Origin of the sequence: Galbibacter pacificus (assembly GCF_029603165.1) — a bacterium.
In the GTDB taxonomy this organism is placed as follows: domain Bacteria; phylum Bacteroidota; class Bacteroidia; order Flavobacteriales; family Flavobacteriaceae; genus Galbibacter; species Galbibacter pacificus.
In genome coordinates, this window is sequence record NZ_JAQSVC010000006.1 from 246853 (window position 1) to 269312 (window position 22460).

24 protein-coding genes are annotated in these 22460 nt (G+C 38.9%); 16 read left to right on the forward strand and 8 right to left on the reverse strand.

Annotated features, from left to right (window positions below):
- Positions 1-140: 140 nt before the first annotated feature.
- Entirely contained in the window at positions 141-638 is a 498-nt protein-coding gene (locus tag PSF86_RS16040) for a carboxypeptidase-like regulatory domain-containing protein (protein ID WP_277901106.1), read from the reverse strand.
- A gap of 167 nt (positions 639-805) precedes the next feature.
- Between PSF86_RS16040 and PSF86_RS16045 the strand changes: the two genes are divergently transcribed.
- Complete coding sequence (locus PSF86_RS16045; RefSeq protein WP_277901107.1) at positions 806-1555, forward strand: DeoR/GlpR family DNA-binding transcription regulator; 750 nt, start codon at positions 806-808, stop codon at positions 1553-1555.
- Between the two features lie 97 nt (positions 1556-1652).
- Positions 1653-3590, forward strand: a complete 1938-nt coding sequence (nagB, locus tag PSF86_RS16050; RefSeq protein ID WP_277901108.1) for a glucosamine-6-phosphate deaminase — start codon at positions 1653-1655, stop codon at positions 3588-3590.
- 424 nt (positions 3591-4014) lie between these two features.
- Here the strand turns inward: nagB and PSF86_RS16055 are convergent, their stop codons facing one another.
- A complete protein-coding gene (locus PSF86_RS16055; RefSeq protein ID WP_277901109.1) occupies positions 4015-6477 on the reverse strand; it encodes a TonB-dependent receptor in 2463 nt (820 codons plus the stop codon).
- Between the two features lie 121 nt (positions 6478-6598).
- On the opposite strand from PSF86_RS16055, the gene PSF86_RS16060 reads away from it, so the two are divergent.
- Positions 6599-6958: a CoA-binding protein gene (locus PSF86_RS16060; RefSeq protein ID WP_277901110.1), complete on the forward strand. Its 360-nt coding sequence runs from the start codon at positions 6599-6601 to the stop codon at positions 6956-6958.
- On the opposite strand, the gene PSF86_RS16065 is transcribed toward PSF86_RS16060, so the two are convergent.
- Positions 6955-8421, reverse strand: coding sequence for a sodium:solute symporter (locus PSF86_RS16065; RefSeq protein WP_277901111.1), 1467 nt, complete (start codon positions 8419-8421; stop codon positions 6955-6957). The genes PSF86_RS16060 and PSF86_RS16065 overlap by 4 nt on opposite strands.
- Before the next feature lie 77 nt (positions 8422-8498).
- Here PSF86_RS16065 and recR point away from each other — a divergent pair, with 77 nt between their 5' ends.
- From recR to rimO, 13 genes are all read left to right on the forward strand, one after another.
- Entirely contained in the window at positions 8499-9122 is a 624-nt protein-coding gene (gene recR / locus PSF86_RS16070; RefSeq protein WP_277901112.1) for a recombination mediator RecR, read from the forward strand.
- 95 nt (positions 9123-9217) lie between these two features.
- Entirely contained in the window at positions 9218-10618 is a 1401-nt protein-coding gene (locus PSF86_RS16075; RefSeq protein ID WP_277901113.1) for a dihydrolipoamide acetyltransferase family protein, read from the forward strand.
- 72 nt (positions 10619-10690) lie between these two features.
- Positions 10691-11467 (forward strand): 3'-5' exonuclease, encoded by a 777-nt coding sequence (locus PSF86_RS16080; RefSeq protein ID WP_277901114.1) that lies wholly within the window; start codon positions 10691-10693, stop codon positions 11465-11467.
- Entirely contained in the window at positions 11467-12417 is a 951-nt protein-coding gene (locus PSF86_RS16085) for a carboxypeptidase-like regulatory domain-containing protein (RefSeq protein WP_277901115.1), read from the forward strand. The genes PSF86_RS16080 and PSF86_RS16085 overlap by 1 nt, the downstream gene beginning before the upstream one ends.
- 23 nt (positions 12418-12440) lie before the next feature.
- Positions 12441-13052, forward strand: a complete 612-nt coding sequence (locus PSF86_RS16090) for a fumarylacetoacetate hydrolase family protein (RefSeq protein WP_277901116.1) — start codon at positions 12441-12443, stop codon at positions 13050-13052.
- 71 nt (positions 13053-13123) lie between these two features.
- Positions 13124-13459 carry an Hpt domain-containing protein gene (locus PSF86_RS16095; RefSeq protein ID WP_277901117.1) on the forward strand — a complete coding sequence of 112 codons (336 nt, stop codon included), beginning with the start codon at positions 13124-13126 and terminating at the stop codon, positions 13457-13459.
- A 3-nt stretch (positions 13460-13462) separates the two neighbouring features.
- Complete coding sequence (locus PSF86_RS16100; RefSeq protein ID WP_277901118.1) at positions 13463-14710, forward strand: competence/damage-inducible protein A; 1248 nt, start codon at positions 13463-13465, stop codon at positions 14708-14710.
- Between the two features lie 75 nt (positions 14711-14785).
- Complete coding sequence (gene rpmB, locus PSF86_RS16105) at positions 14786-15022, forward strand: 50S ribosomal protein L28 (RefSeq protein ID WP_277901119.1); 237 nt, start codon at positions 14786-14788, stop codon at positions 15020-15022.
- Positions 15023-15049: 27 nt separating this feature from the next.
- Positions 15050-15232, forward strand: a complete 183-nt coding sequence (gene rpmG, locus PSF86_RS16110) for a 50S ribosomal protein L33 (protein WP_277901120.1) — start codon at positions 15050-15052, stop codon at positions 15230-15232.
- A 10-nt stretch (positions 15233-15242) separates the two neighbouring features.
- Positions 15243-15395, forward strand: coding sequence for a DUF4295 domain-containing protein (locus PSF86_RS16115; protein WP_277901121.1), 153 nt, complete (start codon positions 15243-15245; stop codon positions 15393-15395).
- Positions 15396-15608: 213 nt separating this feature from the next.
- Positions 15609-16562: a signal recognition particle-docking protein FtsY gene (ftsY, locus tag PSF86_RS16120; protein WP_277901122.1), complete on the forward strand. Its 954-nt coding sequence runs from the start codon at positions 15609-15611 to the stop codon at positions 16560-16562.
- Entirely contained in the window at positions 16562-16843 is a 282-nt protein-coding gene (locus tag PSF86_RS16125) for a hypothetical protein (RefSeq protein ID WP_277901123.1), read from the forward strand. Before ftsY ends, PSF86_RS16125 begins: the two co-directional genes overlap by 1 nt.
- Positions 16844-16966: 123 nt before the next feature.
- On the forward strand, positions 16967-18271 hold the full coding sequence (gene rimO, locus PSF86_RS16130; RefSeq protein WP_277901124.1) for a 30S ribosomal protein S12 methylthiotransferase RimO: 1305 nt from the start codon (positions 16967-16969) through the stop codon (positions 18269-18271).
- 716 nt (positions 18272-18987) lie between these two features.
- On the opposite strand, the gene PSF86_RS16135 is transcribed toward rimO, so the two are convergent.
- The 5 genes from PSF86_RS16135 to aqpZ all read right to left on the reverse strand — a co-directional run bounded on the left by PSF86_RS16135 (position 18988) and on the right by aqpZ (position 22380).
- On the reverse strand, positions 18988-19368 hold the full coding sequence (locus PSF86_RS16135) for a Dabb family protein (protein WP_277901125.1): 381 nt from the start codon (positions 19366-19368) through the stop codon (positions 18988-18990).
- Positions 19369-19407: 39 nt separating this feature from the next.
- The gene (locus PSF86_RS16140; protein WP_277901126.1) at positions 19408-19734 is read right to left on the reverse strand and encodes a DMT family transporter; all 327 of its coding nucleotides are present in this window, start codon (positions 19732-19734) and stop codon (positions 19408-19410) included.
- Between the two features lie 115 nt (positions 19735-19849).
- The gene (locus PSF86_RS16145) at positions 19850-20809 is read right to left on the reverse strand and encodes a DUF6515 family protein (protein WP_277901127.1); all 960 of its coding nucleotides are present in this window, start codon (positions 20807-20809) and stop codon (positions 19850-19852) included.
- A 21-nt stretch (positions 20810-20830) separates the two neighbouring features.
- On the reverse strand, positions 20831-21556 hold the full coding sequence (locus PSF86_RS16150; RefSeq protein ID WP_277901128.1) for a DUF2092 domain-containing protein: 726 nt from the start codon (positions 21554-21556) through the stop codon (positions 20831-20833).
- Between the two features lie 134 nt (positions 21557-21690).
- Positions 21691-22380: an aquaporin Z gene (aqpZ, locus tag PSF86_RS16155; RefSeq protein ID WP_277901138.1), complete on the reverse strand. Its 690-nt coding sequence runs from the start codon at positions 22378-22380 to the stop codon at positions 21691-21693.
- Positions 22381-22460: the final 80 nt, after the last annotated feature.

A 22460-nucleotide genomic window follows, 5' to 3' on the forward strand; every position in this document is an offset into this window, starting at 1 on the left:
TTGTATTCGTGGAGGTCTTCAAAACTTTCCAAATCCTGCATCGACATTCAAATTGGTAACATTGGTCGTTAGGTTACTGGTTATAACGCCATCGATAACATATAAAGGTTCTGATGAACCGCTAATTGTACTTGGCCTCCTTAACCGAATCGAGAATCCACCGGCCGGGTCTCCAGAATTTTGTGTAATCTGGGCACCGGGAATTTTCCCCTGAATAGTCGCGTAACGCTTGGGGTAGGTGCTTTTGTAATGTCCTCAGATTTTAAAGTGGTAATGGCATTACCGATTTTCTTTCTGGATTGCGATACGCTCGATCCCATCACCACGACTTCTTCTAAAGCATTTACGTCGCTTTTTAAAAAAATGGAGATGCTGTTTTGGCCGGAAGGAACCGTAACTTCTTTGGCAATATAGCTAATAATCATTACACTTTTTTCGTCTGGGATAGTAATTGAAAATTTTCCATCAAAATCTGTAACAGCACCTGTAGTTGTTCCCTTAATTATAAGATTGGCCCCCGGGAGGGGTTGATTATCATCTTCTGAAGTAACTGTGCCATTAATCGATCTTTCTTGAGCTAACGCATAATTTACCAATAGGAAAAGAGCTGCTAGCATAGTAAAATATTGCTTTTTCATTGTAAACAAAAATTTTTAAGTGGAAATGAAGTTAGTATTTTTTCTATACATGTGCAAGAAAAATGTATAAAAATGCATTATTTTTGCATATTTTAATTAATATTTGCTTTTTACAGCATTAATGTTTTATATTTCATGCATGTATTAAATAATATGCAGGCAAAACCATGCAAAAAAAAGAAAGACAAGATATAATTGTAGATGAGGTAAGGGTAAACAGGAATGTATCGTCCAATTACTTAGCTGAAAAATTAAAAGTTTCTGAAGATACCATTAGGCGGGACCTCAATGAACTTGATAAAAAGGGATTGATCATGAAGGTTCATGGAGGGGCCGTATCTACCATCCAGAAGCTATATCACTACAATGAAGATGTTGTGTTTAATAAAGAAGGAAAGAACATTATTGCCATAAAAGCAGTTTCATTGATAGAAGATGGCATGGTGGTAATTATTAGTGGGGGGACTACCAATTTAATGTTGGCAAGACAGCTCCCTAAAGATCTAAAGGCAACTGTGTATACCTATAGTTTGCCCATTGCAATGCAACTCTCTGAACATCCATCGGTAGAAGTAATTTTTATAGGCGGAAAAATTAATAAAAAGTCAATGGTTACCGTTGGTATCGACGTGGTTCAGTCGCTTTCCGAAGTTGTTGCGGATATCTGCTTTATTGGTGTCAGCAGTATAAATATTGCAAATGGCCTAACGGATGAAGGTTACGAAGTTTCCCTTGTAAAAAGGGCCATGATTACGGCCTCAGACAAAATAGTGGTTTTGGCAACTTCAAATAAATTGAATGTAAGGCAAAACTACAACGTGTGCAGTTTAAACGAAATTAACACTTTGATAACCGAGTTGAATCCAAATGATAATAAATTGCGCAACTATTTATTGCAAAACGTGCAAACAATCTAATGTAAAACATGCATAAAAACGGCAAGATGCAAGCGTATAGTTGCTGAAATTGTTTGAAAATAGTAACTTTAATGATTAACCGATTTAACATACACAAATGAAGGTACATATCGATGCACAGAATACTATAAAGTATGAAAAGGCAGGAACCCATGAGCATAACCGTTATGAGAAGATTCATAACGTAGTTTTTGAAAAATCTTCAAAAGCATCGTATTTGGTGGCAAAAGAGATTGCCGATTTAATTCGTGAAAAAAATAAAAAGGGGGAAACCTGTGTATTGGGCTTGGCCACGGGATCGTCGCCCATACGTGTTTATGATGAGTTGGTCAAGATGCATAAAAACGAAGGGCTGAGCTTTAAGAATGTAGTAACTTTCAATTTGGACGAATATTACCCGATGAACGCCGAAAGTATTCATAGTTACCACTATTTTATGAACGAGCATTTGTTCAATCATATAGATATTCCAAAAGATCAAATTAACATTCCCAACGGTACCATCGATCAAGATGAAATAGCTTCCTATTGCAAGGCATACGAAGAAAAAATAGCCAAATACGGCGGACTCGATTTTCAGTTGTTGGGTATTGGTAGAACGGGACATATTGGTTTTAACGAACCGGGATCCCATTACAATTCTATTACAAGGAGCATTACCCTGGACCAGTTAACACGGGAAGACGCGGCACCGTCTTTTTTAGGAATAGAAAATGTGCCCAAAAAGGCCATAACGATGGGAGTGGGCACCGTATTTAGTGCCAAAAGAATTGTATTGTTGGCTTGGGGACACAAAAAAGCAAGTGTTTTAAAGGAAACCATTGAAGGCGAAATAAGTCCGCAAATACCCGCAACATACCTGCAAGAACACAACAATACCACATTTGTGCTCGATACAGAGGCGGCTTCGTTACTAACCAGATTTGAATCGCCGTGGTTGGTTGGCGAAGTTACATGGACCGATGCCATGACCAAAAGGGCCGTGGTATGGCTGTGCGATAAAGTAGAAAAGTCCATCCTTCGTTTAACCGATAAGGATTATAACGAACATGGATTGGCCTCATTAATTACGGAAAAAGGATCGTCGTACGAACTGAACATAGAAATGTTTAACAAACTACAGCATACCATTACCGGTTGGCCGGGCGGTAAGCCAAATGCCGACGATACCAACCGGCCCGAAAGAAAATCACCAGAGAAGAAACGCGTTATTATTTTCAGTCCGCACCCGGATGACGATGTAATTTCAATGGGAGGCACTTTTGATAGGCTGGTAGAACAAGGACATGAAGTACATATTGCATACCAAACATCTGGAAATATTGCTGTGTCTAATGCCGATGCTTTAAAATATGCTGAAGTGGCTATGGATTTTCTTCCGGAAGGTGAGGAACTGGAAAAGATAAAAGAGGTGGTTACCGGAATTAACAAGAAAAAAGAAAATGAAACCGATGCAATTTCCGTTAGGGAATTAAAAGGCCTGATACGTAAGCGGGAATCTATTGCTGCTACGCGGTATTTTAACGTGCCGGATACGCAGGTTCACTTTTTGAATTTACCTTTTTACGAAACGGGAACTGTGAAGAAGCATCCGTTAGGACCTGATGATATCCAGATTGTGAGAGATTTAATTGCAAGTGTAAAACCACATCAGGTGTATGCTGCCGGAGATTTGGCAGATCCGCATGGAACGCATAAAGTATGTTTGGACGCTGTGTTCAAGGCCATGGCCGAACTAAAATCGGAACCGTTTATGAACGATTGTTGGCTGTGGTTGTACAGAGGGGCATGGCACGAATGGGAAATCCACGAAATTGACATGGCCGTACCAATGAGCCCCGACCAGGTGCTTAGAAAACGAAAAGCTATTTTCTTCCATCAAACACAAAAAGATGGCGTGCTGTTTCAAGGAGAAGATTTAAGGGAGTTTTGGGTACGTGCCGAAGACAGAAATAAAAAAACGGCACAGCATTACCGCGATCTTGGCCTAGCAGATTATGCCGCCATTGAAGCCTTTAAGCGTTTTGATTATTAATGAAACCCTATTTTAAAAAGCCAAGGGCGCATTTAAAATAGCTGGTTGAATTAATCCCGCTCATGGCAGCGGGATTTTTTTTTGATTTTGAAGATCTGCATTAAAAAGCCAAGGGCGCATTTAAAATAGTTGGTTGAATTAGAGACTGTCTAAAAAGCTGTAAATCCTGATGTCATGCTGAGCCTGTCGAAGCATAGTTCACTGAATGCCAACAAGTCTTCGACAAGCTCAGACTGACAAAACAAGTTTACATAGGGCTCTTTAGACAGCGGGAAACAGCTCCTGAAAAAAGTATAAATTGAGTTCAATAATTATAAAATGTTAAAACCCGGAAGTATTACTGCTCCCGGGTTTTTTATTAATAACATGCAACCTTTTACACTAACCATCAACTATATGAGAATGTTGCATTATTACTAATTTTTTACATAATTCCGCCGCCTTCTTTGGTGTTGCTGTCTCTTTGTTTGCGTTGTACCTTTCGGTTTTTGCCGCTTCCGAAACGATAAGATAAACCTGCAAAAATGGTGCGGCTTTCCCAATTAAATGTACCGTTTTGTTCGTATGGACGCTGTCCTTCAAAACTAAATTGCATGGTGTTGAAAATGTCGTTAAAATTAAGACTGAAAGTTCCTTTTCCGCCGGCAAAACTGTAGCGAGCGCCTGTGTTTACAAAATACATGGGCTTGGCATCCATTTGCAATCCTTTGTTTTTCCCCCTATAATAACCAAATAAGGAAAGGGTAAGGTTTTTGGTAACTGTAAAGTTGTTGTTTAGCCGGGCGTTAAAAGCTACGTTGTTAACTTCAACTTCTTCGGTAATAATATCGTCAACGGTTACATCGTTATCGTCGGGAATTAATTGTTCGGTTAAACCGCGTTGTTTTTGTGCATACATATCTATACTACCATTAATACTCCACCAATCTAACGGTTTGTAGTTGGTAGATATTTCAAAACCGTAAGCGTTGGTGTTGTCAAAATTGTCGTAAGTAAGAATTTGTTTGGTTAAGTCCAGCCTGTCTACATATAAAACTTGGTTAATCTCGTCTTCAATGGAGCGGTAATAGACTCCAAAAGTAATGCTTCCATGCTCCAATCTTCGGGTATAATTTGTTTCGTAGGAGTTGGTAAATTGTGGAAGCAATTCATCATTTCCATACGAAGAAATTTGAGGGGTGCTCCATTCCCTTATTGGGTTTACCTGTCCAAGCCCGGGACGGTCTACGCGGCGACTGAAACTTACTTGAAATTGATTTTTTTCTGATGGATTGTACGTAACAAAAGCCGAAGGGTATATTTGTTTATAATCGTCCGTAAAACTTCTTACGCTGTTGGTGTCTGCCTTTACGCTCACATCTTCAAAACGGGCACCGACCTGGTAGCTCCATTTTTCAAAATTTTGCCCAAAGGTAGTATATGCCGAATAAATGTCCATACCGTAAATAAAATCGGTATCGGGTGTTGGAATAAGCACGCCACCGGAATTAAAGGTAAATCCTGTAGAAGAATAATCAACATCGGTTTCAAAAGTCCTGTATTCCAGACCTAATTCTAATTTTGACTTTTCAGAAAGCGGATTTACATAATCTAAATTGGCAATAGTCTGTTGCCTTCTGGTGTCTACAAAATCTTGGTAATCGGGTTGTGTAGAGGCTCCAATGTAGTTAAAATCGGCATCCTCTTCGTCTTTAAAATTGTTGTAATCAATTTCAAATTCTATATTATGTCCTTCTTTCTCAAAATCTCTTTTGTAGTCAAAGTTGTATTGCTCGTTATGGTTGGAGTTTTCATTGGTAAAAACCTGCCGGGAGTTATCAACAGAAGGATCCATGTTTACAATTTGTGTGTCTCCGCGACCTTTTCCATCAAATATGTTTTGGTTGGTAAAAACGGAAATGGTGTTTTTTTCGTTGAGGTAAAAATCGATTCCCGCTTTGTAAAGGTGCGATTTGTTATTGTTTAAAAACGAAAAGTATTGAAATTGATTTTCGTTAAAATCGGTTGTATTTTCATCGTCCATACGTTCTACAACACCATCATTTACGTATTTACCAATGTTGTTGCCATAACTTCCATAGACATTAAATTTTCCGTTGCGGTAGTTTAAATCCCCGGAGCTATTAAATTTTGCTTCGTCTTGATATGCAAGTCCGAGATTTATATTTCCATTAAAACCTATGTTGGCATCTTTATACAAAACGATATTGATAATACCGCTCATCCCTTCGGGGTTGTATTTTGCTGATGGATTTGTAATCAATTCAATCTTTTTAATTGAAGTGGAAGGAATTTGTTTAAGTAATTGAGCAACGGGGACGTTCGATAGTTTCCCGTCTACCATAACACGCACGTTTGAATTTCCGCGCATGCTTAACTGGCCCGTTTGCTGGTCGACATTTACCGAAGGTATATTGTTCATGATATCTGATGCCGTAGCCCCTTGTGTGGTAAGGTCTTTCCCTACATTGATTACCTTCCGGTCTATTTTCTGTTCAATTGTAGAGCGCTCGGCAACCACGTCCACACCTTCAAGCTCGGTAACGTTTTCTACCAGCGTAATGGTTCCTAAGTTGGTTTTATTGCCGGTAACGCTTATTTCTTTACTATAAGTTTGGTACCCAATAAATTGAATTTCGAATGTGTAGGTTCCTTCTTCAATTTTGGTAAGTTCAAAGCTACCATTGTCTGCTGTAATTCCACCAACAATATTCTCCCCGTTTTGTTTAAGGACAACTGTTGCGTAAGGTATTGGTTGTTGTAAGCTTTGATCGATGACAATACCGGTAACGCTTCCTGTTTTTGCCAGTTCGTTATTCGGGGTACTGTTTTGAGAATATGTAAGGAACGAAAAGAATGCCGTACATAAAAGAATGAAATGTTTCATTGATTAGTTGATTTTTTTTGATTGATGATTTTAACTTAAACTCTTTTCGAGTTGTTACCTAATTGACGATCTTTATGGAAAGCTGTTACAATAATTTATAACCTTTAACAAAGTTTAACATATGGGAAAGACATTGGTTATGGGCGCCTCATTAAAGCCTTCAAGATATAGCAACATAGCAGTTAATAGGTTGGTTTCTAGTGGTAAAGAGGTTGTGGCTTATGGCTTAAAAGCTGGCAATGTGGCAGGTGTGGAAATAGATACGGAACTAAAAAATTATATCGATATAGATACCGTTACACTGTATATGAATGCCAGAAATCAGCAGGAATTTTATCAATACATAATCGAGTTGAAGCCCAATCGCGTTATTTTTAACCCCGGTACAGAAAACCGTGAGTTTTTCGAGCTGCTAAAACCCAATAACATTGAAGTTGTTGTTGCCTGCACTTTGGTTTTATTGGCAACAAACCAATATTAATGGGCTGGTTTTAAATCTCTTTCCTGTTTAAAAGAGCTGGCAATAAGTAGCCCTATAAAAGTGAGGGCACCGTTTAAAATAAGAACAAAAAATCCGAAATCGAAATTAAATTTCTTATTGCTGTAAAAACTAATAACATACGATAATATTGGCGAGATTATAGCTATAAACGGAATAAATTTATCGTTTGCCTTAAGCTTTGTAAAGAGGCCAAAGCTATACATTCCAAGCAATGGGCCATATGTATAACCTGTAAATACAAATAGTTTTGCAATAACGCTTTCATTTTTAATGATGTATTTAAAGGCAATAATCACTAAAATAAGCAAAAGGGAAAACAATATATGGATGCGCTTTCTTACGGCTATTTGCTTTTTCTCTCCATATTTATTTTCAATATTTAAAATATCCACGCTAAACGATGTTGTAAGCGCTGTTAAAGCACTGTCGGCACTGCTGTACGCTGCGGCTATAAGGCCTATTAAAAAGAAAATAAAAACCGCAATGCCGAGGTAATCTTTTGCCAAAACCGCAAAAAGATCGTCTTTATGGGCATCGATCCCATTTTGCTGTGCATATACCGTTAACAAGAGGCCAAGGCAAAGAAAGATAAAATTAACGATGGTGAGTACAATAGTAAACCAAAATACGTTTTTCTGGGCGTCTTTTAAGGAGCGGCAAGTAAGGTTTTTCTGCATCATATCTTGATCGAGGCCTGTCATTACCACGGCGATAAAAGCTCCCGAAATAAACTGCTTCCAAAAGTAATCGGCGCTTTTTATATTGTCAAAGAAAAACATTTTGGAGAGATCGCTGGAAGCTACATAATTGGTAATCCCTTCAGAAATATTCATATCATTGTAAACTGTAACAATAGTAACGCCCAGCGCAATAAGCATAAACAAAGTTTGCAAGGTGTCTGTCCACACTATGGTTTTAATACCACTTTTAAACGTGTAGAGCCAGATAAGCAGTATGGTAAGCGTGACCGTCGCCCAGAAGGGAACGCCCATTTCATTAAAAATAATTACCTGTAAAACATTGGCCACAAGAAACAAACGAAAACTGGCCCCTACAACCCTGGACAATAAAAAGAAAGAGGCACCGGTTTTATAACTATGTGGCCCAAACCTTTGTTCCAAATAGGTGTAGATAGATGTTAAGTTTAATCTGTAATAGAGGGGCAGAAGTACAGCACCAATAATAAAATAACCCAAAATATACCCAAAAACAACCTGCATATAGCTAAACTTGGAAGCTTCCACCCAGCCAGGTACCGATATAAAGGTTACCCCGCTTAAAGAAGCCCCGATCATTCCAAAGGCAACAACATACCACGGCGATTGTCTTTTGGCCTTAAAGAAAGTATCGTTACTTTCTTCGTCTTTACTGGTCAGGAAAGAAATAAGGATTAAAATTCCAAAATAAGCAGCAATAATTAGAAGAATATAAATTGGCTTCATATGGTTTTTTGTAAATGTAATCACAAAACTATGGCATAAAATTCATTTATGCGCCTTAAAATTGTAATTTCGCAATAATGGAATTCTCATCAAAGTTATTAGAAAATGCTGTGTACGAAGTTTCTCAACTTCCGGGTATCGGCAAACGTACAGCTTTGCGGTTGGTGTTGCATTTATTAAGGCAGCCCGAAGCACAAACCAAAAACTTGGCCCTGGCTTTGCAGAACTTGCGTAGTGAAATTAAGTTCTGTAAAAAATGCCATAACATATCAGATACAGAGTTGTGCGAAATATGCGCAAACCCTAAAAGGGAGACTTCATTGGTTTGTGTTGTCGAGGACATACGGGACGTAATGGCCATTGAAAATACAGGCCAATACCGGGGCGTATACCATGTTTTAGGCGGAAAAATTTCGCCCATGGATGGCATTGGGCCTTCCGACCTTAACATAGCTACATTGATAGAAAAAGCAAAGGCGGGGGAGATAAAAGAGATAATTTTTGCATTGAGCTCAACAATGGAAGGAGATACCACCAATTTTTATATCTTTAAACAGTTGGAACCTTATGCGGTTATTACCTCTACAATAGCCAGGGGGATTGCAGTAGGGGACGAATTGGAATATGCAGACGAAGTAACTTTGGGTAGAAGTATTTTAAACAGGATACCGTTTGAAAATTCATTGAAAAGTGAACAATGATAAATTTAAACTAGAAACGAAAATTAATAACATAAAGCCTATTTTTTTATTATTTTCGCAAAATATATATCTATAAACAGCTACAATTTACCGATATGGCAAAAATAGAATTAAAACTACCCCAAATGGGTGAAAGTGTTGCAGAAGCAACGGTTACTTCGTGGTTAAAAGAAATTGGAGATACTATCGAAGCCGATGAGGCCATACTGGAGATAGCTACCGACAAGGTAGACTCTGAAGTTCCAAGCGAAGTGGACGGGGTGCTAATTGAAAAGTTTTTTGAGGTAGACGATGTTGCAAAAGTAGGCGATGTGCTTGCTATTATTGAAACCGATGGCGATGAAGATGGCAATGAAGAAGAAACCCTTAACCATACTCAAGTAGAAGAAGTAGATGAAGAAGCAGCTGAAGAGGCTGTTGCTTCAATTCAAGAAGATATCAATACGGTTAAAGAAACGGTTGCAGCACCGGTTGCAGATTTTTCAACTTCAGAAAAATTCTTTTCGCCCTTAGTGAAAAATATTGCAAAGGAAGAAAACATCGGTTTGGAGGAATTAGAGGGCATAGCCGGGACCGGTAAGGACGGTCGTGTAACCAAAGACGATATTTTAGGGTACCTGGAAAAGAGAAGTGGAAAACCCACAATAAGTACAGAAACCGAAACAAAGCCTGAAACCAAAGAGGCTCCCCAGGCGGCAACCAACGAAGAACCCGTTAAAACACAGCCGCCTCAAGTTGTTAATAAGCAACAGGCTGCCACACAGGCAACTCCGGTATCGGTAAATGGGCAGGATGAAATTGTAGAAATGACCAGAATGGGTAAATTAATAGCTCATCATATGTCGCAAAGCGTGCAAACATCGGCGCACGTACAAAGCTTCATAGAGGTAGATGTTACCAATATCTGGAACTGGAGGAACAAGGTGAAACATGAGTTTCAAAACCGCGAAGGGGAGAAGCTTACCTTTACGCCCATTTTCATGAAGATTATTGCCAAGACGATAAAAGACTTCCCGTTAATAAACATTTCTGTTGATGGGGATAAAATAATCAAAAGGAAAAACATCAATCTTGGAATGGCGGCCGCGCTGCCCGATGGCAACCTTATTGTCCCGGTTATTAAAAATGCCGACCAGCTTAATTTGGTAGGGATGGCAAAACGGGTAAACGATCTTGCCGGAAGGGCAAGGGAAAACAAGTTGAAGCCAGACGAAATACAAGGCGGAACCTATACTGTAACCAATGTGGGGACATTTGGGAGTGTCATGGGTACCCCAATTATCAATCAGCCCCAAGTGGCCATTCTGGCATTGGGCGCCATTAGAAAAGTGCCTGCGGTTATAGAAACCCCGGAAGGCGATTTTATTGGTATACGCCATAAAATGTTCTTGTCGCACAGTTACGATCACAGGGTTGTAAACGGTGCCCTTGGAGGTCAGTTTATACAGCGGGTGGCCGAGTATATCGAGGCATGGGATCCTAACAAAGAAATATAATTACAAATAAGCCCTGAAATTTTCAGGGTTTTTATTTTTCAATACCTAATTTTATAGTTTCAAAACAATACAATGGAATTAAACTTATCTAAACCCATTTGCTTTTTCGACTTGGAAACCACTGGAATCGACGTGGCCCGGGACAGGGTAGTAGAAATATCAATTTTAAAAGTTTTCCCGAACGGAAACAAGGAAAGCCATACTTGGTTGGTAAACCCAGAAATGCCCATTCCACCGCAGTCTTCGGCAATTCACGGTATAACCGATGAAAAAGTAGCCAATGAGCCCACTTTTAAAGAACTGTCCAAAACCATTTATAACATGATAAAAGACAGCGATTTGGGCGGATATAATTCTGATAGGTTCGACATTCCTGTATTGGCCGAAGAGCTTTTAAGGGCGGGAATAGATTTTGACATGGGCAACAGGGTGTCTGTTGATGTACAGACCATATTTCATAAAATGGAACAACGTACACTTTCGGCGGCATACAAATTTTATTGCGGGAAAAACCTGGACGACGCTCATTCTGCCGAAGCCGATACCAACGCCACATACGAAGTGCTTAAATCGCAACTGGACCGGTATGGGGAACTGGAAAACAATATGAAGTTTTTAGGGGAGTTTACTACTAGAAAACAAACTGCCGACTTTGCAGGATTTATTATTTTTAATGAAGACGAAGAAGAAGTTTTTTCGTTTGGAAAGCACAAAGGAAAAAGAGTAGAAGATGTCATGGAGCAGGAACCGGGATATTTTGGGTGGCTGTTGAATGCAGATTTCCCCCTGTATACCAAAAAGGTGCTTACGGCCATAAAACTACGCAAGTTGAATAATAAGCTTAACTAATGCTCGGGCGCTTATTAATAGGTGCCATATTGCTAATTGCCGTACATGGCGTAAGCGCACAACAGGTAATATTGAAAGGGGAACTGGTGGATCAAGGTTCAAAAGAAAAAATACCTTATGCACATTTAATATTTACCGATGTTGCCATTGGAACTACGTCTAATAAAAACGGTCGCTTTTTTTTAAATATCCCTAAAGAATTATTGGTAAAAAATGTGCGTATTTCATGTATTGGTTATCAAGACAAAGTAATTCCTGCCAATCAATTGGGCAATGCCACAATTTCCTTAAAGAAACGCGTGGAAGAATTGGGCGAAGTTGTGCTGGTAAATAATAGCGCGTACCATCACAAAAAAAATTTAAACCCTTTTAAAAACAAAAGAAGAATAGGCTTGGGCAATTTTAGTGGGGGCTTGTACCCCTCGGTTTTGGCCAGGTATTACCCAAACAATATGCAGTTGCCCAATCCAGCTTATATGGATGAAGTGACTATTTTTTTTGATGAGCATTATGTAGGAAACTCAAAATTCAGGCTGCGTGTGTTAAGTGCAACCGACTCGTTGTCTCCGGGGGAAGATTTAATTCGGGGCAATCTCATAATAACTTCTTATAAATACGACAGAAAAATACAGGTAGACCTATCGGGCTATTCCATAAAAGTACCCGATAATGGATTTTTTATAGCGGTTGAACATTTGTTTATTAAAGAAAATTCTTATGAAGAAAAAATAGATGTACGGCTAAACGATTCTATTTATAAAAATGTTGGGACCATACGTTACGGACCTATTTTTAAAGGGGTAGAAGAAGATAAAGACGTGTCAAACTCCTATTACATGTCCAACAAAGGGTGGAAATCCATGAAAGAGCTAAATATTCCTCAATATGGGAGTATGTTTAAAGAGGGGAAAATTGCTTCCCCTGCGTTTAAAGTGAAAGTAGTTTATTAATTTGCAAACTTAAAATAACAGCAATGAAGATTATTTGTATTGGTAGAAATTATACCGATCATATTAAAGAATTGGAAAACGAAAAACCTGCCGACCCCGTTATTTTTATGAAACCCGATACGGCTTTGTTAAAGAGTAATGACAATTTTTATATTCCGGATTTTTCAAAGGACGTGCACTACGAAACAGAGGTTTTGGTAAAAATCAACAAAGTAGGAAAGCATATAGACGCAAAATATGCCCATAAATATTATGATGAAGTAGGGCTGGGAATCGATTTTACGGCGAGGGATCTTCAAAATAAATTAAAAGAAAAAGGGCTTCCGTGGGAAAAGGCCAAAGCCTTTGACAACTCGGCCGTGGTTGGTTCGTGGGTTTGCAAAGAAGAAATTCCAAACATTAATGAATTAGACTTTAGCCTGCTGTTGAACGGAAAAGTTGCGCAAAAGGCAAACACTTCGTTAATGCTATGGAAAATAGATGAGTTAATTTCGTATATTTCAGCTTATTTTACATTAAAGACAGGAGATATACTATTTACCGGAACACCAGCGGGCGTTGGAAAGGTAAAGGCCGGTGATTGCCTAGAAGGATTTATGAACAATGCAAAAATGTTTGATGTAAAAGTAAAATAGAAAAAGATTTATATAAAAAACAACCTTAAGTTAGACCCAAAACACCATAGAACCTAAAAAAACATATCAAGATGAAATATAGCCTAAATAAACTAAACGAACTCTCTGGCGGGGACAAAGAATTTAACACCTCCGTAATTCAGACCTTTATAAGCGAAACACCCGATGATATAGAAAACCTAAAGAAAGCGATAGCCAATAAAGAGTTTGACCATATCTATCAATTTGCTCATAAAATAAAGCCCAATGCAGACCTGCTTGGGATAGACCAGGTAAGGGAACATATGCTGGCCATAGAAGGTCATGCAAGGGGCGATAAAAACATTGACGCCATAGAAAAAACCTATTTAGAGGCCGAAACAGAACTACAAGCAGCCTTTGATGCATATAGAAACTATTTAAAATAATAAATGTTTGCAGAGATAATTACTATTGGAGATGAGATACTTATTGGCCAAATAGTAGATACAAATTCAGCCTTTATAGCGAAACAATTGAATAATATTGGAGTTTCGGTATATCAAATTACTTCAGTACAAGACGACAGGGAACATATCCTTCAGTCGATTAAGGAAGCGGAAGGACGAGCAGATATTATTATAATTACAGGCGGATTGGGGCCCACCAAAGACGATGTTACCAAGCATACATTATGCGACTATTTTAATGACAAGCTGGTGGAAGACCCGGCCGTTTTGGCGCACATCGAGGCCTTGTTTAAAAAATACATAAACGCCCCCATTTCCAACCTTAACCGTTCTCAGGCCATGGTACTTTCCAAGGCTACGGTTTTAAATAATCAATACGGCACAGCGCCCGGTATGTGGATAGAAAAAGGCAATAAAACCATAATTTCCTTGCCTGGTGTCCCGTTGGAGATGGAGGGACTCATTACAAACGAGGTAATGCCGCGCATACAGGCAAAATATAAACGGCCGTACATTCTTCATAAAACAATGATTACCTATGGATTAGGAGAAAGCTCGCTGGCAGAACGTATTGAAGATTGGGAAAAAGCCCTTCCAAGGCATATACGGTTGGCTTATTTGCCTAATTTGGGAAAAGTTAGGCTCCGTCTTTCAGGAAAAGGGGAAGACATGAATATACTTGAAGATGAAATTGAAGCACAGATACAAAGTTTAAAACCACTTATTGAAGATATTTATTACGGCCTTGAAGAAGACAGTGCTCTGGAAATACTCACCGGAAAACTGCTAAGCGAAAGAGGGCAAACAGTTTCCACGGCCGAAAGCTGCACGGGGGGCAAAATAGCCGAAACCTTTACTTCGGTATCCGGTTCATCGGCTTATTTTACGGGCAGCGTAGTAAGTTATGCTACCAGTGCCAAAATAGAGGTTTTAAACATCGATAAATTGCTTATAGACAAACATTCGGTAGTAAGTGCCGAAGTGGCAACGGCAATGGCTTTAAATGCCCAAAAGCTTTTCAATACCAGTTATGCAATAGCGACCACTGGAAATGCAGGCCCAGCAAAAGGAGATTCTGATGCAGCCATCGGGACGGTCTTTATAGCCTTGGCCACACCCTTTGACGTAAAGGTACAGGAGTTTAATTTTGGAAATCACCGTGAAAAAGTGATTAATAAAGCGGTTAACAAAGCTTTTGAATTGCTCTGGAAAGAAATTTTAAAAAAATAATCCATTTGCTTGTCTGTCAAGTGAAAAATTCGTTAATTTGCACCCTGTTTTAAAATAACACTAAAGTATAGAATAATGTCAAGAGTTTGTGAACTTACAGGAAAGAAGGCAATGGTGGGAAACAACGTTTCTCATGCAATGAACAAAACCAAACGTAAATTTGATGCTAACCTAATCAAAAAACGTTTCTTCATACCAGAAGAAGACCGTTGGGTTACTCTTAAAATTTCTACCGCTGCGTTAAAAACAATTAACAAAAAAGGTATTTCTGCGGTTTTAAAAGAGGCAAAAGAAAAAGGATTTATTAAGTAATTAATTATCCGTTAAAACAATATAAAAATGGCAAAAAAAGGTAATAGAATACAGGTTATTTTAGAATGTACCGAGCACAAAGAGTCTGGCAAGCCAGGAACTTCCCGTTACATCACCACAAAAAATAAAAAGAACACTCCGGATAGACTTGAAATCAAGAAATTCAACCCTATCCTTAAGAAAATGACTGTTCATAAAGAAATTAAATAATTAAGAAGCCATGGCAAAGAAGACAGTAGCAACTTTACAAACAAGTTCAAAGAGATTGACCAAAGCTATAAAAATGGTCAAGTCTCCTAAAACAGGTGCTTACACTTTTGTAGAAGCTGTAATGACTCCGGAAACAGTTAACGACTGGTTAAAAGAAAATTAAGAAGTTCACAACTTTACAATATATATTAAGGCTACTTTCCTATAGAAAGTAGCTTTTTGTTTTTATATCTTTGACATAAATTGCAAAACCATTTTTTGCATAATAGGTGCCATCTGTTGTGCGGGGTTTAAGGATTGAAAGAATTAAAATTGACAGGCGTTTTTCATTAAATAAACTTTTATGCCGTAAAGGGCATTAATTACCCATTGAAATATGAGTTTTTTTAAAAAAATATTTTCATCAGAAAAAAAAGAAACTTTAGATAAAGGGCTGGAAAAGTCCAAAGACAGTTTTTTCTCCAAACTGGGGAAAGCCGTAGCAGGAAAGTCTAAGGTAGATGATGAGGTGCTTGACAACCTTGAAGAAGTATTGGTAACGAGCGATGTTGGCGTGAATACTACCCTAAAGGTAATTGAGCGTATTGAAGAACGTGTGGCCAAGGACAAATATTTAGGGACCGACGAGCTCAATTTAATTCTACGCGAAGAAATTGCAGGCTTACTTTCTGAGACTAATTCTGGCGAAGAAAAAGATTTTGTTATTCCCGAAGGAAAAAAACCGTATGTGTTAATGGTTGTTGGCGTAAATGGCGTTGGCAAGACCACAACCATCGGTAAACTTGCCTATCAATTTAAAAAACAAGGGAAAAAAGTGGTTTTGGGGGCCGCCGATACTTTTAGGGCTGCGGCAATAGACCAGCTTCAAGTTTGGGCAGACCGTGTAGAAGTGCCCATAGTAAAACAGCAAATGGGGAGCGATCCTGCATCAGTTGCGTTCGATGCCTTGAAATCGGCTGTTTCTCAAGATGCCGATGTTGTTATTATCGATACTGCCGGAAGACTTCATAATAAAATAAACCTGATGAACGAGCTTACCAAGGTTAAGCGTGTTATGCAAAAAGTGGTGGATAATGCACCGCATGAGGTACTTTTGGTACTGGACGGTTCTACAGGACAAAACGCTTTTGAACAGGCCAAACAATTTACAAAAGCCACCGAAGTAACTTCTTTGGCAGTAACAAAACTGGACGGAACGGCAAAGGGCGGTGTTGTTATCGGTATTTCCGATGAGTTTCAAATACCCGTAAAATATATAGGCGTTGGCGAAGGTATTGAGGACTTGCAAGTCTTTAATAAATACGAATTTGTTGATTCCTTTTTTAAATAATGAAACCAGCCCCGTTTTTAATTACCGTTACCAAAATAATAGCGTACTACTGTTTGTTTTATGCAGCCGTAAAAATATACGCCATTGTTAAAGGAATGTGGTTTTGGCCCAATTTGCTTATAGCTGTTTTTTTGGGCATTGTAGCATGGTTTGGGTTTCGGGTAATCAAAAAAGAAACATACAATTGGTATTTTGCCGGCATATGCATAGTATTGCTTTCGGCGCTCCGCTATTACGAACCAAAACTGATTCCTTATTTGCATGGGCTTTTTGCTTCATAATTATTTTGTTGGTATAATCTTCGTATAATACACTTTCAAGTTGTAATTTTGCAAACTGCTTTCTAGCGCTTAAAAATGAGATAGATAAAATTCAATATTTATCATTTATAATTATAGTCGGGTATGAGAACGAAGTCACTTAAAAAAAATAAAATCAATGTAGTTACATTAGGATGTTCCAAAAATGTATACGACAGCGAGGTGTTAATGGGGCAACTCAAGGCAAGTGGAAAAGAAGTGGCACATGAAGATGATGGAAATGTAGTGGTAATTAATACCTGCGGCTTTATTAATAACGCCAAAGAAGAAAGTGTAAATACCATTCTTGAATTCCTACAGAAGAAAGAACAAGGAGAAGTTGATAAAGTTTTTGTAACCGGATGTTTGAGCGAACGCTATAAGCCTGATTTGCAAAAAGAGATTCCCGATGTGGACCAATACTTTGGCACAACCGAATTACCAAGTTTATTAAAGGCTTTGGGAGCCGATTATAAACATGAATTAATAGGCGAACGGCTTACAACAACCCCTAAAAACTATGCGTATTTAAAAATTGCCGAAGGTTGCGACCGTCCGTGTAGTTTTTGTGCCATTCCGTTAATGCGCGGTAAACATAAAAGCACGCCCGTTGAAGCCTTGGTAAAAGAAGCTCAAAACCTGGCGGATAACGGGGTGAAAGAATTGGTGCTTATTGCGCAAGATTTAACCTATTACGGACTCGATCTCTATAAAAAACGTGCTTTGGCCGATCTATTGAAAGAACTAGTTAAAGTAGAAGGAATAGAATGGATACGTTTGCACTATGCATTCCCGACCGGTTTCCCGATGGACGTATTGGAAGTAATGAAGCAAGAGCCTAAAATTTGTAATTATATAGATATCCCGCTTCAGCATATTTCTGATGCTATTTTAAAATCGATGCGTCGTGGTACCACATACGAAAAAACCACACGTTTATTACGTGATTTTAGAAAAGCGGTGCCCGAAATGGCCATTCGTACCACATTGATAGTTGGTTATCCCGGAGAAACGGAAGAAGACTTCCAGATTTTAAAAAACTGGGTCAAGGAAATGCGTTTTGAACGTTTGGGCTGTTTTACCTATAGCCATGAAGAAAACACGCATGCCTATAATTTAGAAGATAATGTACCAGAAGAAGTTAAACAACAGCGTGCCTCAGAAATTATGGACATACAGTCGCAGATTTCATGGGAGCTAAACCAGGAAAAGGTAGGGAAGACGTTCCGTTGCGTAATAGACCGGAAAGAAGGCAATTATTTTGTTGGGCGCACCGAGTTCGATTCTCCCGATGTTGATAATGAAGTATTGGTAGATGCCTCTCAATATTACTTAAAAACCGGCGAATTTGCCGAAATCTTTATTGAAGAAGCCGGAGACTTCGACCTTTATGGAAAGCCTGTGGTTTAATTAGTTAAACAACGGCAATACGCTTTTTTATTTCATGTTGTTTATTTTTTCAGGGTTTTGTCTAGTGTCGAACACATTTGCACTTTCAATTCTGTTGAAATCGTAATTTATCCAATAAACTATTTTATAATTTTTAAAGACTAAATAATATCTAAATTGATGCTTTCTATGCTTTAAGCTAGTTTCAATTTGTCCAATTTCTGGTTGTTTTTAAAACCCAATCGTTGTGTCTGATAAATTCGGAATTTTCACTTTCCAAAATAGCTTTTAATAATTCCAATTTTGTTGTTAGAGTATCCATTTTATAACTCTTTTATTAAACGAATTTACGAAAAATATCTTTTGTGTAGTTAGTTTTTCGTATGGATCCCGATGGGTTTGAAATGGTTTGTTGCGGGAAATCCACGAGGGTTTTCCACCGAAAAACTAAAGATAATAAATAGTGGTAAATCCCAATTAGTCTTGATAGCTATCTGGACACGTCCGGAACCTCACGAGATACGTCCACCAACATATCTAGAACCCTTCCGGATAGGTAAAAAATAGCTCGGGATACGTCCACTAACGTATCTGGACAAGTAAATAACCCCGCCAGATGGTTTGTTAACGTGTCGGGATGGGTAAAAAATAGCTTCGGGCAGGTTAAGTACGTGTCCTGAGCAGTAAAAAACGGGTACGGATGGGTATATTAACAGCCGTGGTTGGTTGCCTTTAATTTATGGTGCATCTATATAATCTATTTCCATAAAGTCGGCTACTTCTTTTTTCCATACATTTTCTACAAATGCCACGTGGTCTGGATGGTTGGAATAAGTGTCGTAATCGGTTTGGTTTTTAAATTGCATGGTCAAGCCCCAGTCGAAATCGTTCTTTTTGCCTATTTCTTTTACGCAGGTCATGTTCATTACCGTTGAAATGGATTTTAAGGCTACTGCTTTTTCCAAAAAAACTTTTTCGGCTTCGCTTCCTTGCGGATGCTTCAGTTTAAAGAATACGGTGTGGGTAATTGTTCCTTTTTTAGAAGAAACGGTATTGCATGCTGTAAACGAAATTAGGGCAATGGTAACGAGAAGAAGGATAATTCGGTTGATTTTCATAGGTTGTGATTTTAATTCCGAAGATACTAAAAAGAGCAGTTAATGCGAAACAAATTTAAGGCCTACAACAGAAATTATTAAAGTTGAAATAAAAAACACGCGCCAAAAATCCACGGGCTCGTTAAACAGGGCTATGCCGGCAACAACGGTGCCAATGGCCCCAATGCCCGTCCATACGGCATAAGCAGTGCCAATGGGCAGCGATTGTGTTACCTTGATAAGCAATAGCATGCTTATGGTTAAACAAACAACAAAACCAATATACCAATAGGTAGCGGTATTTCCCGTTGCTTCTTTGGCTTTTCCCAGGCAGGTGGCAAACCCGACTTCAAACAGCCCTGCGATGATTAAAAGAAACCAGTTCATAAAAAAATTGGTGTTAAATTACGGCATGCGCAAATTTATAAAAAATAAAAACTACCACATGCCATAAAAGCTATGCGGTAGTTTATGAATGAAGGAAATATTTTAGGCAAGGGTTTTAGTTTTGACCTTCTTTTACATCAACTACTTCGTACTGGTTTTTGCCGTTTACCTGAACCGGTTGATAATAGGTTTCTCCGTATTTAACGTAGGTTTGATCGCCAATGCGTACTTCTTCGCCACCTTCGGGTAAGTGTTCAACAAGGGTGCCTGCCGTTGGTGGGACCACGGTGTAGCCGTTGCTGTCTTTTTCGTAATAGGTTCCTCCGTAATAATAATTGTTTACGGTAGTGTCCCCGCCGGCATCAACAACCTGATAGCCATCGGGAAGTACTTTAATGGTGGCGCCAACTGGTGCCTGGACAACCGTATAGCCGTCTTTTTCTTTCATGTAATAATTTCCTTGATCGTAATAATATTGCTGGTAGCTGTTTTCTATGCTAACAATAATGGCAGTGGTGGCCAACGAGGCCACAAAGAATCCCCATGGGTGCCATACCGGGCCCCAGTAAAATGGGGTAAAAGGATGGTAGAAATATGGGTGGAATGAATAATAGCTAAATCCGCCATAGAAATACGGGGGGCGGGGATAAGGGCGAATTGCAGGGCGAACAATGGTATTGCGGTTGTTTACGTTTATGTTTACATTGTTGTGCCCGCCCCTGTTGTTTATTACCGTGGAATTGTCAATGTTTCTATTGGTCCTAACGTTGGTGTTGTTGGAGCGCGAGTTTATATTCCTATCGTTGCCAATATTTGTATTTCGGTTGCCTATGTTGTTGTTTGTACTTGGCCTGCGGTATTCGGTATGAGAACTTGGAAAGCTTCTGTTTGTCTCCCGTTGAAATCCCCCGTTTATGGGCTGCCTCCCGGTAGAGGGGCGCGATACATTTGGGCGGCTCATGCTGGACCCGTGCCCAAACCTTTGTGCTTCAACCGATATGGGGACCGTAAGTAAAAGAACAAAAAGTAACAGGCTGCCGTAATGCATGGTATGTTTTTTTATAGTTGGATTCATCTTTCTATCTTTTAAAGTTTGTTATTTAGACGTGGCCATGATGCTAATGTTTTTTGAACCTTCCGGGGGGTAAAAGTTAAAAATGGTGTCTTCTACATCTGTATTTATCTTCCAGTTTTTAAATGTGGCTTCGTATTGTTGGCGGTCGCCGTCCTTATGGATGATGACTATTTTTTTAGGCAATGCTTTTTCGTCGTTGGTAATCCATAACTGGAAGTTCATTTTATTGTTTGAAGCAAGAATTTCCTGGCATTCTACATCGTCTATGGTTTCTGTTCCGTTATAGACAATGGTTGGGAATTCTTCCAAGAGGTCATCGGTTAAACTGGGATAAAAAACATCGGCGGCAGGAAACCGTATGCTAAATTTTTTATGGAGGCTGTCGATCATTTTAATAATGGTGTTTGGGGCATCGACCACGCAATAGTTGTTCTCGTCTAGAGAATAGTATATAAACTTGCTCCCGTTGTAGTAATAATTTCTGTTACGGTCGGCGCTTCTGGTTTTAACCAGCATTTTATCTGGCCCTACCATGGTAATGTCGTCAAAATAAAAGTGTTTTTCCATGCCAAACATGCCATCGTTGTCCAGTGCCCGGGAAATCTGGAAGTTGCAGGAATGGATTTTCCCGATGGATTCCCCCATTTTATCAAGAATGTGGATTGCAGCACTATCGATAACTTTGCTGTTTTGTCCGAACATATAAAATACTGACAAACAGCACAATGATAGAAAATAATTTTTCATTACTTATGGATTTATATCTGATTAAATAAGAGAGGGGGAGGGTATGTATATTAGTAAAAATAATAAAAATCTTTAAAAGTGGCATAAAAAAACCTCTTATTGTGCAAGAGGTTTTTCTAACATGTTTTTTAAATTCAATCTTCCTGTGCAGGGGCAAGTGCCTTATATACAACACCTGCAATGGCCGCCCCAATTATTGGTGCTACCCAAAAAAGCCATAATTGCCCCATTGCCCAATCGCCAACAAACAATGCCTGGCTTGTACTGCGCGCAGGGTTAACCGATGTATTGGTAACCGGGATGCTTATTAAATGTATTAATGTTAGCCCAAGGCCTATGGCTATACCGGCAAATCCTTTGGGTGTATTTTTATGTGTGGCCCCGAGTATAATTATAAGAAACATAAACGTCATTACAATTTCGGTAATCAAAGCGGCTGTCATGTTATAACCGTCCGGAGAATATTCGCCATAACCGTTTGCCGCAAAATTACCAATGGAGGCGCCGTCTTTTCCGGTGGCAATAAGGTATAGTATTGCTGCCCCGGTTATCCCGCCCAATACTTGAGCAACAATATAAGGAAACAGTTCTTTGCCGCTAAAACGGCCACCAATCCATAGCCCTACAGAAACGGCCGGGTTTAAATGGCACCCCGAAATATGCCCAATGGCATAGACCATGGTTAAAACGGTTAAACCAAAAGCAAGCGCAACCCCTGCAAAGCCAATACCCAATTCTGGGTAACCGGCAGCAAGCACAGCGCTACCGCATCCACCAAGCACCAACCACATGGTACCAATAAATTCTGCAAATAGTTTTTTCATCATTCTAAGTTTTTAAATTAAAGTTTATATCTATATCCATTAAATACTAAAGTATAATACTATTAAATATTGAATATAAT